The following is a 16140-nucleotide window of genomic DNA, read 5'->3' as shown; positions in this document are numbered from 1 at the left end:
TGGGTGGTTTCCTTGAAGTGAAGTTTTGTCATAGTAATGGAATGAAAAACGGTTTGTCAAAGCATTTCTGGCCGCCGCACCGCGCAAATTCTTCATGTTTCCATTGCCAGACGCTACGTCACGGTATATGGTATGGAACTGGCAACAATCAGATATTTTTGCGTAACATGAGGAAGCAGACTAATGCGATTCGACGAGCTTTCAATCCCTGAAGAGGTCCGGCAAGGCATCCGGGACGCCGGTTTCAGCGAATGTACCCCTATTCAGGAACAAACCCTGCCGCTCACCCTGAGCGGGAAGGATGTGGCCGGCCAGGCCCAGACCGGTACCGGCAAGACCGCCGCTTTTCTGATCACCCTGTTTACCCGTCTTTTGGAAAACAAAGGTACTGGTACGCACCAGCCGCGGGCCCTGATCCTGGCACCAACGCGGGAACTGGTGGTCCAGATCGAGGAAGACGCACAACTGTTGGGCCGGCACTGCGGCCTGGTCACCCAGGCGATTTACGGCGGGGTCGACTACATGAAACAGCGGAGCGCCCTGCGCGAAGGGGCCGACGTCATAGTCGGCACCCCGGGCCGGTTGATCGATTATCTGAAACAGAAGGTCTATTCCCTCAAAGGGATTGAGATGCTGGTAATCGATGAGGCCGACCGCATGTTCGACATGGGCTTTATCGCCGATCTGCGTTTCATCCTGCGGCGGCTCCCCCCCTACGACAAACGCCAGAACCTGATGTTTTCGGCCACCCTCAGCCTGCGGGTCATGGAACTTGCCTACGAGTTCATGAACATGCCGCAAAAGCTCTCGGTCACACCCGAAAAGATGACCGCCGAGCGGGTCGAACAGGTTCTGTACCACGTCTCCCGCAAGGAAAAATTCCCCCTTTTGCTGGGATTGCTCCGTCGCACCGGGATGGAGCGCACCATGATCTTCATCAATACCAAGCGTGAGGCCGAGTACCTGTTCGATAGGCTGAACGCCAACGGTTTCCCCTGCCGCGTCATCTCGGGCGATGTGGAACAGCGCAAACGCATGCGCATCCTCGACGATTTCAAGCAGGGCAAGCTCCCGATCCTGATCGCCACCGATGTCGCCTCACGCGGCCTGCACATCGAGGGGGTTACCCATGTCATCAATTACGACCTGCCCCAGGACTGCGAGGACTACGTCCACCGCATCGGCCGCACCGCGCGGGCCGGTTCCACGGGTAAGGCCATCTCCCTGGCCGATGAGGACGGCGCCTTTTTCCTGGAAGCCATCGAGGAGTATATCAAGGACAAGATCCCCACGGAGTGGGCCGAGGACGAGCTGTTCGTCAACGACTACGTGCGGACTCCGCGCCCCAAACGCAAGCCGCTCGAGGCAAAAACCGGCGGCAGCCGGGGCCGGGGCGGCGAACGGACGGCTCGTCCCGGAAGGAGCGGCAGCGTAAAACCGAAACCGGCGGCTGCGGCAGTCCTCCCCTCTCCCGCCGCCGCTACGGAGGGCGCAGCCGGAGAAGCACCGGCGAAAAAACGCCGCCGCAGACGCCGCAAACCGGGTGAAAAAACGGAACCGGGAAGTGCTGCCGCTCCCCAGGCAGAGTAGCAGCCCGGCCGCCCCGCCACGGCAGAGCAAAAGCCCGTTGGAATCGTCTCCAACGGGCTTTTTTCGTTTGACCCGCCAACCCGCTAAAACCTAAGGGAACTCTCCATGTGCATGCTGCCCCCCGGATAGGTGAACAGCATCACGAATCCCCCCCAGACCTCGACGCGCCGCTACCCAGGCCTGTGCCTGCCGATTTTGCAACTCCCATCGGCGCAGGCAGCGTTTTGCTTGGGCAAGAACCGGCGAATCCGGGCAAAAAGACGATAGCCCAATCGGGCAATGGCGGTACAACCGGGCAGCGATAGTACGGTTGCGAGAAGACCGTAGCCTGTCGAAGCCGGAAAGGCCCGCCAGATAGCCCCGAAGGCGTCTGTTCCCCGATAGACCGTGTTGTTCCGGTCGATGGCATGCAACTGATACATGAACTCGGCCAGGGGGATGCCATAGGCCACAGGATCGAATTCCGGAGCGCTGATATCGATGAAGTTCAGCTTCCCGCCGCCGTCCTTGACACGATAGCGGGCCATTGCCGAACTGCACACCGAGCAGGAACCGTCATAGAAAATACGCAGGGGAAATTGGGGAGCACTCTTCACCAGGCTGCCTCCTGCACGTCAGGCACGGGATACTAGCTGTCGGAGAGATCGGCCTCTCCGCGGATCTCCCGCAGGAATGCCGCCCCGTAGCGGGCCAATTTGTGTTTCCCTACCCCACTGATACGCGCCAGGCCATCGTCATCCGCGGGGCGATAGGCGGCCATCTCCACCAGGGTGGCATCCCCGAACACAACGAAGGGGGGCACCTGCTGTTCGTCCGCCAGGCGCTTGCGCAGCATACGCAACCGCTCGAAAAGCTCCCGGTCATACTCCAATTCGCCCCTGCCCCGTTTCGGTTCCTTCTTCGCCGCCACCACCCTGACCCGCGGCCGGGCCAGCACCACTCGCTCTTCCCCCCGCAGGACCGGCTTTGAACGGGCAGTCAGATGCAACACCGAGTAATTGCCCACATCCTGCTCCAGATAGCCCAGGTGCAGCAGTTGGCGCATGAGCCCGCCCCAGGCGTCCTGGGACAACTCCTTGCCGATGCCGTAGGTGGAGAGCCGATCATGCCCCAGGCTCTGGATGCGTTGACTGCGTGAGCCGCGCAGCACCTCGATGACATGCCCCATGCCGAAGCGCTGTCCGACCCGGTAGACGCAGGAGAGCGCCTTCTGGGCATCCTCGGTGGCATCGTAGCGTTCCGGCGGACTCTGGCAGACATCGCAGTTGCCGCAGTCCTCCTCCAGATGCTCGCCGAAATAGCCCAAAAGGACGCGACGGCGACAGGTCAGCGCCTCGGCAAAGCCGACCATGGCATTCAACTTGTGCAGTTCGATCCGTTTTTGGTCCGGGTTGCCGCCATTTTCGATCAAGGCCCGGGAGATGGCGATATCACCGTAACCGAACAGGAGCAGCGCCTCGGCCGGCAGTCCATCCCGGCCGGCACGGCCGGTTTCCTGGTAGTAACTCTCGATGTTCTTCGGCAGGTCATAGTGCACCACAAAACGCACATTGGGCTTGTCGATCCCCATGCCGAAGGCCACGGTAGCCACCACCACCCGCAGGTCGTCCCGCTGAAAGGCGTCCTGGGTCTGCTGCCGCTCCCTGTCCGAAAGGCCGGCATGGTAGGGGGCAACCTTGATGCCGGCCTCGGCCAGACGTCCCGCCAACTCCTCCACCCGTTTGCGGGAAAGGGCATAGACGATCCCGGCCTCATCGGGACGTCCCTTGAGAAACGAGCTCAACTGCTGGAACGGTTTCTGTTTTTCCAACACCGTGTAGCGGATGTTCGGGCGGTCAAAACCGGCCACGTGACAAACCGCCTCCGTTAATCCCAAACGCCCGATGATATCGGTGCGTGTCTGGGGGTCGGCGGTGGCGGTCAGGGCAATCAGCGGGATTCCGGGAAACAGGTCCCGCAGCCGGCCGAGTTGCACGTATTCCGGCCGGAAGTCATGTCCCCACTGGGAGACGCAATGAGCCTCGTCAATGGCGAACAGCGCGATGTCCAGGCCCTGCAAACGGTCCAGGAAACCATCGCTCATCAGCCGTTCCGGCGAGACGTACAGCAGGTCCAGTTGGCCGCCATGGAGTCGGGCCAGCACCTGCCGGGCCTCAGCCTCCTTCAGCGAAGAGTTGTAGAGCGCGGCAGCGACGCCGTTGGCCGTCAGGGCGTCCACCTGGTCCTTCATCAGGGAGATGAGCGGCGAAACCACAATGCCCACCCCGGCCCGGTGCAGGGCCGGCACCTGGTAGCAGAGGGACTTGCCGCCGCCGGTCGGCATGAGGACAAAAGCATCCTCGCCGGCGATGATGGCGGAAATAATCTCCAACTGGTGCGGCCTGAAGGAGGTGTAGCCGAAAATATTCTTCAGGGTTTCCTGCAAGGACGTGGTCATGGCGCCACCGGGTGTTGCGGAGGACGACTCATCAGCTGATCACCATGCCGCCGGAAACCACGAATTTCACGGCTTCCTCCACGGTCATGCCGCTGTCGAAGACCTCATCCTCCCGGAAGAACAGGGCGAAGCCGGAGGTGGGATTGGGCATGGTCGGCACATAGACCACCACCAGCGGCACCCCGTCACGCACGACCTCGGCCGTCACGAATCCGATGGCGCGTACGCCGGGACGCGGCCACTCCACAAAGACCGCCCGGCGATAGGAGGTTTTCCCTTCCCGGAACACCTTGAGCAGTTGTTTGCTGGACGAGTAGATCGACTTGACGAGCGGGATGCGCTCCAGCAGGTTATCCCCAAGCTTGAGGAACTGGTTTCCCAGAACATTGGTGGCGAAGATGCCGGCAAAGTAGATGACGACCGCGCCGGTAATCATGCCGAGACCGGGTATATGGAGATCGTGGTGAATAAAGAGACTGAACAGGGTGTCCAGGTAGCTGCCCAGGATGCCGTCGGCAAAGTTGAACAGGAAGGTCAGGATAAAGATCGTGATCCCCACCGGGATCACCACGAACAGGCCGGCGATGAATTTTTCCTTCAAATGATCGACAATGACTTTCATGAAACCCCTCGCGATGATGATGTGCCGAGCATACCTTGTGCTTTGATAAAGTCAATAGCGGAGGCACGGTCAGGACATGCAGCATGAAGCAGTCATAGAAACGGCCCGCCGGTAGGGACAGGCCATGGGTAGAGCGGGAGGTTTCTTCAGCGATGCGTGGATAAAACGAAATCGCCACCGGGTTGATCGCTAAAAAGCCGGCAAAAACGGGTAATTCAGCAATATAATGTAAAGTGTTACACCAGTCTACCGACTATTTCAGCCGATCCTGACCCCTTTGATCGTTTCGCCGCCCTCTTCCCTGGCCGATGTGAGACAACGATCCGCATTATCAATCAGCACATCCGCGGTCATGCCGGTCTTCTGCTGGCTGGCGGTAAAACCGGACACGCCGAAACTGGCGCTTACCCGCACCTCTTTGTCGTACATCGTGATGACCTGGGAAGCGATCCTGAGTCGCAGGCGCTTGGCCACGATCATCGCTCCGGCCATGTCGGTTTCCGCCAGCACCACCACGAACGAGTCCTCGCCGTAGCGCGCCAGCCAGTCCACGTCCTTGCGAATCGACTCCGCCAGGCAATCGGCGCAACTTTTGAGCACCACATCGCCGGAGTAGTGTCCGTAAGCTCCGAGAACATCCCTGAACTGATTGATACTGACCAATATCAGGGAAAGCGCACGTTCATAACGATACGCCCGCTTGATCTCCTGGGGGATATGATCCTCCATGTAGCGACGATTGAAGATTCCGGTCACCGGATCGATGAGGGAGAGGTTTTTGATCTCTTCGATGTAGCGCTGCTGGGAACTTTCCAGTTCTAACACCCGCTTGGCCGTTTTCAGGCGGGAAACCAGTTCGGCCTGATGGGCCGGTTTGATCAGGTATTCGTCGGCCCCGGCCTCAAGCCCGGCAATGATGTCGTTTTTGGAATCCTGGGAGGTGAGAAGGATAATATAGGTATAGCGGCCGGAATCGTCGGCGCGGATGGCCCGGCATAGCTCAAGGCCGTTCATTTCGGGCATCACCCAATCGGTCATGACGATCGGGTAATACCCTTTCCTGAAGATCTCCAGACCTTCCTTGCCGTTTTCGGCAACGACCACCTCATGCCCCGCCGCCTTCAGGCCGGCTTCGAGAATGGTTCTTTGCAGAAGGTTGTCATCCACGACAAGGATGGGAAACGGTTTTTGCGGATTTTGTTGGGGTTCTTCCATTGGCGAATCTCCCGGCGGATTTTACCGCCCAGCAGCCGGCGCAAGATACGGGCTATTGACCACGTTGGCCGGAACTCCTGCAAGATATGATGCGACATTGGCGGAAACAATACCCATGAGCCGCTGCCGCGCCGCCAGCGAAGCCCATGCTATATGGGGCGTAAAGATACAGTTGGGAGCGTCGAGGAGCGGGTTATCGGCGAGCATCGGCTCATGGGCGACCACATCCAGCCCGGCGCCGGCAATCCGGCCGGTTTGCAACGCCTGGGCCAGATCGGCTTCGTTCACCAGCCCTCCCCGCGCCACATTGATCAGGAACGCGCTGGACTTCATCATCCCCAGAAGCCGCGAGTTGACGAAGCCGGCATTGTCGCCGGTCTGGGGACAGTTGAGACTTACGACATCCGCCGTAGAGAACAGCTCTTCCAGAGCGACGAACCGGATCGGGACCGTTCCCGGATCCTGAGGGATGCGGGGGGCGTGGGCGATGATCCGCATGCCGAAAGCTGCGCCGATACGCGCCACCGCCCGGCCGATCGTACCGTACCCCACGATCCCCAGCGTCAGGCCGTCCAACTCGACGATCGGCGCCTTCCAGAAGGAATGATCGGGGCAACGGGTCCATTCACCGGCCCTGACGGCGGCATTGTGAACCCCCACCTGCACGGCCAATTCCAGCAGCAGGGCAAAGGCGGTCTGGGCAACCGATTCGGTGGAATAGGCAGGAATATTTGAAACCGGAATGCCAAGCCGGCCGGCGACGGCCACATCGATATTATTGTATCCCGTGGCCAAAAGCGAAATATATTTGAGTCTCGGCAGGGCGTTCAGGATGGCTGCATCCAGCTTGACCTTGCTGGTCAGAATTATTTCCGCTTGAGCGGCGCGCTCCAGGGTGAGTTCAGGCGGGGTGCGGTCGTAAACGGCACATATCCCCTGGCTCTCAACCGGGGTCCAGGGATTGTCGCCGGGGTTGATGGTATAGCCGTCAAGGATAACGATCCTGGTGGTTTCAGACATGAATATTCACTCCTTTTTGGAATAACCGCCATTTTCGGACACGCCGACGCAGGAGAACCTCACGTGGTACACGGCAGGGGTTCCCGCCAGCGCCGCGCTCTTTACTCGATACCCCACGTGCGAACCATTGCCGCAAAGCCATCGGCAGGCAGGGGCCGGCTGAAGTAGTATCCCTGGATCATCTCGCAGCCGTGCTCAGCAAGAAAATCCAATTGTTCCCCGGTTTCCACCCCTTCGGCCACGACCTTCATATTGAGGTTGTGCGCCATAAGGATAATGGTCCGCACAATAATCGCGTCATCCGGATTAATAAGAATATCGTCCACAAAGGATTTGTCTATCTTCACGACATCGATGGGAAACCGCTTCAGATAGCCCAGAGACGAATAGCCCGTTCCAAAGTCGTCCAGAGAGAGGCCGAGTCCCATACTCTTGAGCCCGTGAAGTTTTGCAACCGCCTCATCGACATTGTTCATGAGATAGCTTTCGGTAAGCTCCAGCTCCAGGAGCCCGGGGTCAAAACCGGTTTCGGCAAGGATTGCACCTATTCGCTCCACCAGGTCCTGCTGCTTGAATTGGCGCGCCGAAATATTTACCGCCATCTTCATCGTCGGCAGCCCCGCCGCCTGCCACTTACTGCTCTGCTCACACACCGTGCGCAACACCCACTCGCCGATCATGATAATCAGACCGGTTTCTTCCGCCAGGGGAATGAACGTATCCGGCGGAATCAAGCCACGCTCGGGATGATTCCAGCGCAACAGCGCTTCCATCCCCTGTATCCGCCGGGTGGCCAACTCGACCTTTGGCTGATAATGGATGACGAATTCTCCCCGTTCAAGGGCACGTCTCAGCCCGACTTCCAGCTCCATACGGTCCACGACGCGAGTGTTCATCTCGGTTGTAAAGAACTGGAATCCGGCCCTTCCCTTGTCCTTGACGTGATACATCGCCGTGTCGGCCTTGGTGAGCAGGGCCGCCGCGCTGTCGTCGTCGTTGGGGTACAGGGCGAGCCCGATACTGGGCGACACGAAGAACTCATTGTCATTGACCACAAAGGGCTTGAAAAAGTGTTTCAAAAGGTGTTCCGCCACCAGGATCACGTCCTCAATCCTGCCGATGCGGGTGAGGATAATCACGAATTCATCGCCGCCGAGCCGGGCGATGGTATCGCCGCTCCGGACAACGGATTTCAGCCGATTGGCAACGCTTTTCAGAAGTTGATCACCAACCGGATGACCGTAGGTATCATTGATGATCTTGAAGTTGTCCAGATCCAAAAGCAGGACCGCCACGATATGCCCTTCCCGTCGTGCCGCCGCCAGGGCCTGTTCCAGGCGGTCATGGAGAAGATAACGGTTGGGAATGCCGGTCAGAAGGTCGTGATTTGCCTGAAAAAACAAGGTTTCCTCAAACTGTTTTCGCTCTCTGATATCCTTGACCATAATGCACAGGGCTTCCCTGCCGTCATAGGGTATCAGGCCGGCGCTCAATTCAGCATCAAGGGCAGAGCCGTCTTTACGACGGAGGCGATACTCCCGTTTTTGCTGCAAAAGCCTTTCTATCAGGGTATCGGTTATGGCGGCATCGCCAAAGGCAAGCTGACCGAGATACAGGCCGATCAACTCTTCAGCGGTGTATCCCAGATAGTTCTGGATCGCACCGTTGGATTCTATGATCGCCCCGGTTGTCCGCTCCGTGATGAGGATCCCCTCGTTGGCCCCCTCGATAACCAGACTGTAGCGCTGCTCAAGCTCCTTACCCTGTTGCTGCGACACGGCGAGTTTTTTCAGCAAAAAATGCACGATGACCGCAAATCCCAGAACCAAGCCAAAGAAGCAGAGCAAGAAATATCCTACGGCCCGCATCCCCCTTCCATAGATGGTGCGCCGGTCGGTTACTTTGACAATAAAAGCCTTGTGGCCGTAAATATCCTTTACCAAGGCATATCCGTTAATATAGCGGAATCCGTCCGCCACGACCGTACGTGGGCTGGCCTCGTTCAGCATCACCCCATCCTCGCCCAAGACGCTCGTTGCCCCTCCTGGCAGCAGGCGCAGGGAAAGGCGGGCCATCGTTGCCAAACCGGCAACCTCCGACGCATTCAGGTACCGCCCCATGATCAACGTGCCCCGGATGGGCCCCCTGTACTCACTGGTCAGTATCGGCCGAGAAGCGACTATCATCAGGCCTTCCGGCAGGTTGATGACACCTTTGACCGTGCTGTCGGGCGTGGAGTGGCTCAGCAGCAGGTTCCCGGGAGCGATGTGGCGAAAAAATCCGGCAGGAACTGGCGTAAACCGGCCTTTTTCAAGATCAAAGACCTTGCCGAAGATGACATCCCCGGCACTGTCGAGATACATGATCAGGTTGAGACGTTGCTTTGCGAAGGTGGGGGCGGTCAAATTCGATTTTTCAAAAGCATGGTTGCCATCCCTCACGTAGCGGTAGGCATCATCCCAAGCGGAATAATCACCACAGACTATGTTGAGGTTATTGGCTTCATCGTTGATCAGGTTGACCGCTCGTTCCACGTTCTCTGCGGCTTCCCGCACTTCGATCCTGGCAAAGCTATCGAGCAGGAACACCTTGGTAACAAAATAGAGCAACAGAAACATCCCAGCCAGAGACACAGACAATATCGGCAAAGATTTGGAGCGCAACTTCATAGAGGAGCCCGGTAAGACGAAGTGGATAGAATAAGAAAATGATCATAAAAACGCGGCACAGCGTTTCAATTGGACTGTGCCGCAGTTTCAGTCATTATATATAATTAAAAATCAATGGGTTGCAAGTAAAAAAACAAGTGATTACTGTGGAGTTGGGTTAAGGAAGGATATTGAAGGGGTTTCGTTTATGTTAGCGCCGCCCCCGCTCTGCAAAATTCGCAACGAATTCGCTGACAGCGGGCAGAAAACAACGGAAGTCCTCGCGCAACTCGGCATAGTTCCGTCTCAGTTCCCGTTCACCGCCGGCCAGAGGGTTATCTCGCGTCACCCGGCGCGACATGCGCTCAAGGGCTAGGCCGATGCCGTCTATCTCGCAATAGGAGGGAAGCAACTCATCAAAAACAACCGGCAGCAGGCCCTGCAGACGTTCCGGCAGCCATACCCGCCGTGCCTCAACCATCTTCTTGGCTCGGGCCAGATAACTCGTCAAGGATTCATCCGTCCACTCGTTCCAGCCCGCAGATAAGAAGTGATCATAAAACAGATCGACAAATACCCCACGCCATAACCGGTACTGCGGCGCAATTCGGCCATAGCTCCGACGAAAGATAATATGCTGTTGCGCAAAACTGTCGATACGACGGTGCAGCATGATCCCAGCCGCCACACCGGGAGGGTAGTTTTCACCCACCCTCCCCTTGACAAAATCGCCCATGAAATTGCCGGTCAGCAGGTCCGGATCATTGTCGGAGAGATAGAGATGGAAGAGGAAGTTCATGGTACTCCGAATTCAATTTATCCATTTCATTAAAATAGCCTCCGCTCAGGCAAGCTATAAGAGTACATCATCAGCCTTTAATCGATATGGTGCAGCTGAACACTTGGGACGGAACATCAACTTACCATAAACTGTCTACTTGATAGGACAACTTGCGCACGAGGCAAAAAACATATGCGATCTGCTCTTGAAAATACGCATTGAAGAAGCAGAAGAAGCTATACGCCAATCGCATTCCTTGTTAATATCAAACCAAATTAACGCTTCTATCCGCTCAAATCGTGATGGCAGAATTGAAAACATATCACTTATCCAATCTGGCTTTTCTCCGCCTAACTCTGCACACCCGACTTCGCCAATTATCACAGGTCTTCTTGAAAGAGAAGTTACAATATCATACCCATCTCTGAACAAATCAACGAAACTATGCCAATTACTCCATTCAGTTGACGCCCCCCAATTGTAGCCGTCAAGAGCTATCATATCGATTTGGTCATCACCAGGAAAATAATTACAGATTCTGTTTTCATGAGTATCTGGATATGATGAAGTATATGGCGACCAGACCCATTTAACATTTGATGCACCAACTTCAAAAAAAAGTGTTCTGATATGGTTCCAAGCTTTCAGAAATTCCTCAGGTGTATTATTATTTACAGTGCCACCCCAAGGGTACCAAGAGCCATTCATTTCATGCATCGGACGTAGTAAAATAGCCTTTGGGCAAGCTGCCAGAGTAGAGGCAAATGCCCTAATGTAGGTATCAAATACTCCGGCGGTAATGTTTATAAGTGAAAAATGGGGCTGCTTTTCGAGCACACCAAATTCAGAATTGATGGACCAAGGTTCCCATGTTAAAAGGATTTCTTTTGGCGCAGACAAAAGCCAACTCAGCCAAGGCAGGTCATCTTCAATCTTGCAATCATTCCAGGCTCTATAAAAAGAAAGGATGGAAATTTCGGTTCCATATTTTTTTTCAAGAATAGCAAGAGCAGCTCTATCTAAATTATAATTTAGATGGTAAATTCCAAACTTCATCGCATGTACATTTGGGGCCACAAGCTAAGACCGATAAATCTACTAAGGGTAACGATAGTCCAGGTCGCCCAAAAAATATTTACTATTAAAAACCAGGGATCATTATGTATTGTCACAATACCATATACTATTGCTATAAGTGAAAACAGGGAAATGAGCATATGAGGCCAACATGATAAAATCTTTGTCGTGAACAGGGAATGTTTTTTGACCTTGCTAGTTACAGTGTAGTCAGGAAGCTTTGTGCGACAGCGAAGAGCAGTCACCACAGCGCTGAAATACACATAAAAAAGTCCCGCTTGACACTGAAATACTTTATAGTTGTTGAGGCCATCCGTGAGAAGCTTGTTAGCTATCAAATAGACAATAAAGTATGGTAATCTGGCAAGAAAGTATTCCGACAAATTCGCCTTAAGCATGAAATTATGTGTGAAAAGAGACCAAATAGGTAGGAGGAAAAAAATCGGTAAAAAAACGCCGAAAGAGATGTAATTGTAGCCAAAGTGCAGATACTGAGCTTTTTGCCTCCAAGAGAGCCCTTTGTGACGCAGAGGCGAATCCCAAAAAAAAAGTCGCAACGAATCCACTGCCCATTGCCATCGTTGTTTCAGGTGGCTGCAAACATCTTCCGGAGCATGGCCAATAGTAAAGGCTGTATCATGGTATACAGTTTTCCACCCCTTAGCATGGATACGCATAGATGTGTGAAGGTCTTCCACTAAGTTCCACTCTGAAAACCCTCCAATTTCCATCAATGCTTCTCGACGATAGACGACTCCATTACCGCAAGAAATGGCAGCATTATCATTATCTTTACCAGACTGCATGGCTTTGTAGAAAACCTCGTCAGAATTTCCCCATGGATCGTTTTTCGGTAGGTTAAAGCGCTGTTCAGTCTGTACAAAAGCAATACGAGGAATTGAAAAATAGCCGACAATACTTTTCAAAATATTACTTTCAGCAACTTGATCGGCATCAAGAGCAAGGATCAAGTCTCCATTGGTTCGACTAAATGCATAATTAAGGTTGCCAGCTTTGCGGTTTTCATGGGTGGGACGACGGATATAGCCTATACAAAATTCCTCGGCCATAGAGAGAAGTTTATCGTCTTCGCCATCGTCGAGGATGTAAACAATCTTGTTCTCATAATCAATAGTGCAGGCGGCCATAACCGTCCGTCTTACGATTTCAAGCGGCTCTCTGCAAACAGGAATAAAGACGTCTACTGAATATTTTTTTTGAGAAATAACCCCTTCAGGGTGGTGATGGCGTTTGTACCAGAGCAAATTAATCCAGAGTAGGTAGTGAACAAGGAATACACTTTCACTTAAAATAAAAGGTATGAAAGTATACCAATACTGCCAATTAGCTTTATAAACACACCAAGAGAAATAAAACACCGCACACGGAATATTGAGAATTGCAAATATTTGCCCCAAGACCCTTCTGGTACGAGTTTCTTGTTCTTTGTATCGTTGATATTTTTTCTTACCCTGAATATCATCCAGCCAGCTCTTTATGGCTGTATTTATGGACATGTGCCCCTCCTAGAACAAGACAAAATAAGACAACAGAATTTGCTGGGCGGCATAATGACCACTAAACGAATCCCGATTTTCTCCTCTATTCTGATAAAAATACTTTGCCTCACAATGCAGCCCTTGGGTGTTACCAATATCAAGGCCGGTAAAGATTGAAATAGTGTTGCCAATGCCCCCGCTACGTTGAAGATAGTTTAGGTTCCACTCCCCTCCGTAGATAAAGCGATCTGATTTTACGCGGTATGCCATTCCGGTAGTGTGGGCAGAAAAATTTGAAGGGTCAAAATACGCACTCTCTAGAGCTTTATGGGAATAATCCAAAAAAAAGTAACTATAATATGCCTTAAAATTTGGAAACAGTTCTGGTGAATAATCTACTCCAACAACGGAGCTAAGTTTAAGATTATCGTCAGAATAATCGCCATATGTCAGTTTTCCCCACAGAGCCCATTCCTTGACGATCCCTTGTCGAAGATAAACAGAATAGTCATTTGTGGTCAACTTTAGACGTGCTGCGCCTATAGAGACGACAGGGTTATAGAATTGATTACCAAAGGCCGGTTCTGTGTCGATTATGTCAATATGGTCATAACTTAGCTTAACTACGCCTAAAGAATTAAGTTCAACGGTTGAAGACAGGCGTAAGTTTAGGTGATTTTGTTGATTGTCATAGAAGTTGCCATCCAACCGACCGGTTATAGCGAGATAGTGTTGAATTTTCTTTTCTGCCTGCACAAAAACTGATTGACGGTTAATGGTATTAAAACCGTTTTGGCGAAACCTAGAGTAGATATAGCCAGTTTTGGTTAACAGTCCCACCCACAGTGGGCCTTCAAAATCAAAACCACTATTTAAACGGGAATAATTATTAGAATTGCTGTACCAATCTGTCCGAACAGTTATTCGTGGCAAGCTTGATATTTTAAGTATCTCTAGCAATTCATAAATACGTGGGTCACTATCGTTAATAGTTTCAAGTTGTTTAATAGCATTCATCGCATCGTAAACAGGGCCAGTTTTAACGGAAATTTCAGCAAGTCCCCAGAGAGCTTCCTGATTGGCAGGATATAAGGCAAGAATCTGTTTGTATAGTTGCTGTGCTTTATTTCCATTCCCAAGAAAATGGTTACAGCGCGCCTCTGTCAAGGCCGCAATTAGCGGTCGTTCCTTGTTTTGAAGAAGTAGTTGAGTTGATTTTAAAGATTTCTGGCTGTCCCCCCTACGAGCATGCAGTTCGGCCAAATCTTTGATAATTTCGGGTGTTGCCGGTGCAAGTAGTAATGCCCTCTCAAGATTTTTTCCGGCCTCTTCAAGCCTATTTCTTGCCGACTGAACTTTTGCCCATTCCCAAAGTATAAAAGGATTGTCTGGATGAGTTGCGGCCATAGATGCAAACTCAGAGTCGGCTTGTTCAAGTCGATTACTCCAAAAAAGCATGCGCGCAAACTCCCAGCGAAAATGAAGATTGTTAGGATCATCGTTGCGAATTTGTTGACCGATGCGAAAGGCATCGTCCCACAACCTCTGATAGGTATATGTTCTGAACAGTTCTTGTTGAGCAGAGGTATCCGATGGTGACTGGGAGAGATGGACAAGAAGCTTATTTATTTTAGCGGCATTATCTTCGCTAAGCCGACGACGGATACTAACTAATGTCCTCGACTCAAGGAATGTTGATGATATATCAGGAATAACTTTTCGATATGTTGCAACAGACTCAGCCAGATGCCCGACAGCCAATTGGTTCCAGGCAAGTCCACGATAGATAGTATCAGTCGGTTTAATTTTTACCAAATTTAAAAAAAACTTTTCGGCTTCTTCAGAGAAGCCATATTCATTGAGGAACCACGCGTTATGTTCTTTATAACCCGTATTGTCTGGCTCTATCTGGGTCGCTTTAGCAAAACAACTACGCGCTGCAAACGTCTGGAGAGATGCCTCCAGTGACATACCCTTCATAAACATTGTGTGGGCATCTTCTGTTGCCGAAGAAAATTGTGGGAACAAAACGATCAGAGCAATCAGGGGGTATAGCAGAAACTGGGCGAACATCATTTTCCTTTCGCTCAGACAGAATAAATTCAATTAAACAACAACTTACCAGCCAATTGGTCGACTATTCAATTAGTTTCAATCTAAATTGGAATATAATTTAGATATTACAATACATTACAAAGAAAGTGTTTGTCTGCAACGATTTAAATATTTAAATAAAGTCTGGCACTATTAAATGGTTTCCTCCAACACAATATCAGCAATATAGCCCCACCGGTAAAGAGCATCAAGAGACCGGAAGGTTCCGGTACGGGGGCAACATCCACAATTACATTGTCGAGCCCCCATGATTCGTCAAGATATGAAGAGCCATCTAATCCAGTGACATAGTTATCTTGCAAACCTTTACCCGAAAAAGTAATAGCCATGAGGTTGGAGAGGCTTGGGAGCGTAAGGACAAAGTGGTAAACTGAATCCATGTTGGAATATGTTACATTATATCCGGGGAGGCCATTGTAATAGGAATATCCAAGGGTATAGCGTTCAGCAGCTTGTGATGCGTTTGACTGCATACTGAGGTCACCGTTGCTGAAAGATTGGTGTAGAAGCTGAGAATTGTTGATTGCCACATTAAAATAATCAGGGCCAAAAGCCTGGTTGTCGCCGTCCCATGATCGGATAAAATACACATCAAATGATACAGTTGCTAAACCTGCAGAAAGGCCACTCAGAGTAAGAGTTGTAGAGTCGTTGGAAAAATCACCTAAAAAGTGACGATTGCCTATGGGGGTTACAGATGTTGTATTGACTGACCATTCACTTCCAACGGTATCCTCAAAATTATTTGAATAAATCAAGGTTGCATTAGCATCAACTCCCGATACAAAAAATATCGCTAGAGCTGCGAGGATAGCCTTGGTAATTTTAAAATTTGTTAGTTTCATCTTATCCCCCCAATAAGTGCAGCGCTTTGTTTACTACAGAAATTAGAAGCAATTTGTGTGCCACCTTAAACAGCGAGACCAGTATTGCTTTGCTTTACATTTACTTTTCATCTCCAATTAAGCTGCACGTTTCATTAATATTAACAACAAGCTAAATATGCAAATACATATATTTGATATTCACAAACATGATAAGGGCACGAGACTAACCTGTCAGTAATTTTTACACTTTTTTAGATGTATGAGAGGTCCCGTGTCGGATAATTTAACAAAGCTCTTGGCAATTTTTTA

The 16140-nt window shown here is 51.7% G+C and carries 12 protein-coding genes; 1 reads left to right on the top strand and 11 read right to left on the bottom strand.

The genetic code is table 11. The annotated features are described in order from the left end of the window. Positions 1–183: 183 nt before the first annotated feature. Positions 184–1590, top strand: a complete 1407-nt coding sequence (locus F6V30_RS12650) for a DEAD/DEAH box helicase (protein ID WP_151157311.1) — start codon at positions 184–186, stop codon at positions 1588–1590. A gap of 170 nt (positions 1591–1760) precedes the next feature. Here the strand turns inward: F6V30_RS12650 and F6V30_RS12645 are convergent, their stop codons facing one another. The 11 genes from F6V30_RS12645 to F6V30_RS12595 form a co-directional block, all read right to left on the bottom strand. Beyond that, entirely contained in the window at positions 1761–2186 is a 426-nt protein-coding gene (locus F6V30_RS12645; RefSeq protein ID WP_151157310.1) for a thiol-disulfide oxidoreductase DCC family protein, read from the bottom strand. Positions 2187–2218: 32 nt separating this feature from the next. Then, positions 2219–4027 (bottom strand): DNA helicase RecQ, encoded by a 1809-nt coding sequence (gene recQ / locus F6V30_RS12640; RefSeq protein WP_151157309.1) that lies wholly within the window; start codon positions 4025–4027, stop codon positions 2219–2221. Between the two features lie 31 nt (positions 4028–4058). Continuing rightward, complete coding sequence (locus F6V30_RS12635) at positions 4059–4649, bottom strand: DUF502 domain-containing protein (RefSeq protein WP_151157308.1); 591 nt, start codon at positions 4647–4649, stop codon at positions 4059–4061. 258 nt (positions 4650–4907) lie between these two features. Further along, complete coding sequence (locus tag F6V30_RS12630; RefSeq protein ID WP_151157307.1) at positions 4908–5864, bottom strand: diguanylate cyclase; 957 nt, start codon at positions 5862–5864, stop codon at positions 4908–4910. A gap of 21 nt (positions 5865–5885) precedes the next feature. Beyond that, positions 5886–6884, bottom strand: a complete 999-nt coding sequence (locus F6V30_RS12625; RefSeq protein WP_151157306.1) for a D-2-hydroxyacid dehydrogenase — start codon at positions 6882–6884, stop codon at positions 5886–5888. Positions 6885–6985: 101 nt separating this feature from the next. Further along, on the bottom strand, positions 6986–9493 hold the full coding sequence (locus F6V30_RS12620; protein ID WP_191965682.1) for a bifunctional diguanylate cyclase/phosphodiesterase: 2508 nt from the start codon (positions 9491–9493) through the stop codon (positions 6986–6988). 250 nt (positions 9494–9743) lie between these two features. Continuing rightward, positions 9744–10331, bottom strand: coding sequence for an acyl carrier protein phosphodiesterase (locus F6V30_RS12615; RefSeq protein WP_151157304.1), 588 nt, complete (start codon positions 10329–10331; stop codon positions 9744–9746). A 135-nt stretch (positions 10332–10466) separates the two neighbouring features. Then, complete coding sequence (locus F6V30_RS12610) at positions 10467–11369, bottom strand: glycoside hydrolase family 26 protein (RefSeq protein WP_151157303.1); 903 nt, start codon at positions 11367–11369, stop codon at positions 10467–10469. Beyond that, positions 11366–12907 carry a glycosyltransferase gene (locus F6V30_RS12605; RefSeq protein WP_151157302.1) on the bottom strand — a complete coding sequence of 514 codons (1542 nt, stop codon included), beginning with the start codon at positions 12905–12907 and terminating at the stop codon, positions 11366–11368. The genes F6V30_RS12610 and F6V30_RS12605 overlap by 4 nt, the downstream gene beginning before the upstream one ends. Positions 12908–12916: 9 nt before the next feature. After that, positions 12917–14965 (bottom strand): tetratricopeptide repeat protein, encoded by a 2049-nt coding sequence (locus tag F6V30_RS12600; protein ID WP_151157301.1) that lies wholly within the window; start codon positions 14963–14965, stop codon positions 12917–12919. Positions 14966–15108: 143 nt separating this feature from the next. Further along, the gene (locus F6V30_RS12595) at positions 15109–15849 is read right to left on the bottom strand and encodes a PEP-CTERM sorting domain-containing protein (RefSeq protein WP_151157300.1); all 741 of its coding nucleotides are present in this window, start codon (positions 15847–15849) and stop codon (positions 15109–15111) included. Between the last annotated feature and the right edge of the window lie 291 nt (positions 15850–16140).

This window comes from Oryzomonas sagensis, from assembly GCF_008802355.1.
Taxonomy (GTDB): Bacteria; Desulfobacterota; Desulfuromonadia; order Geobacterales; family Pseudopelobacteraceae; genus Oryzomonas; species Oryzomonas sagensis.
This window is presented reverse-complemented; position numbering and strand designations above follow the sequence as displayed.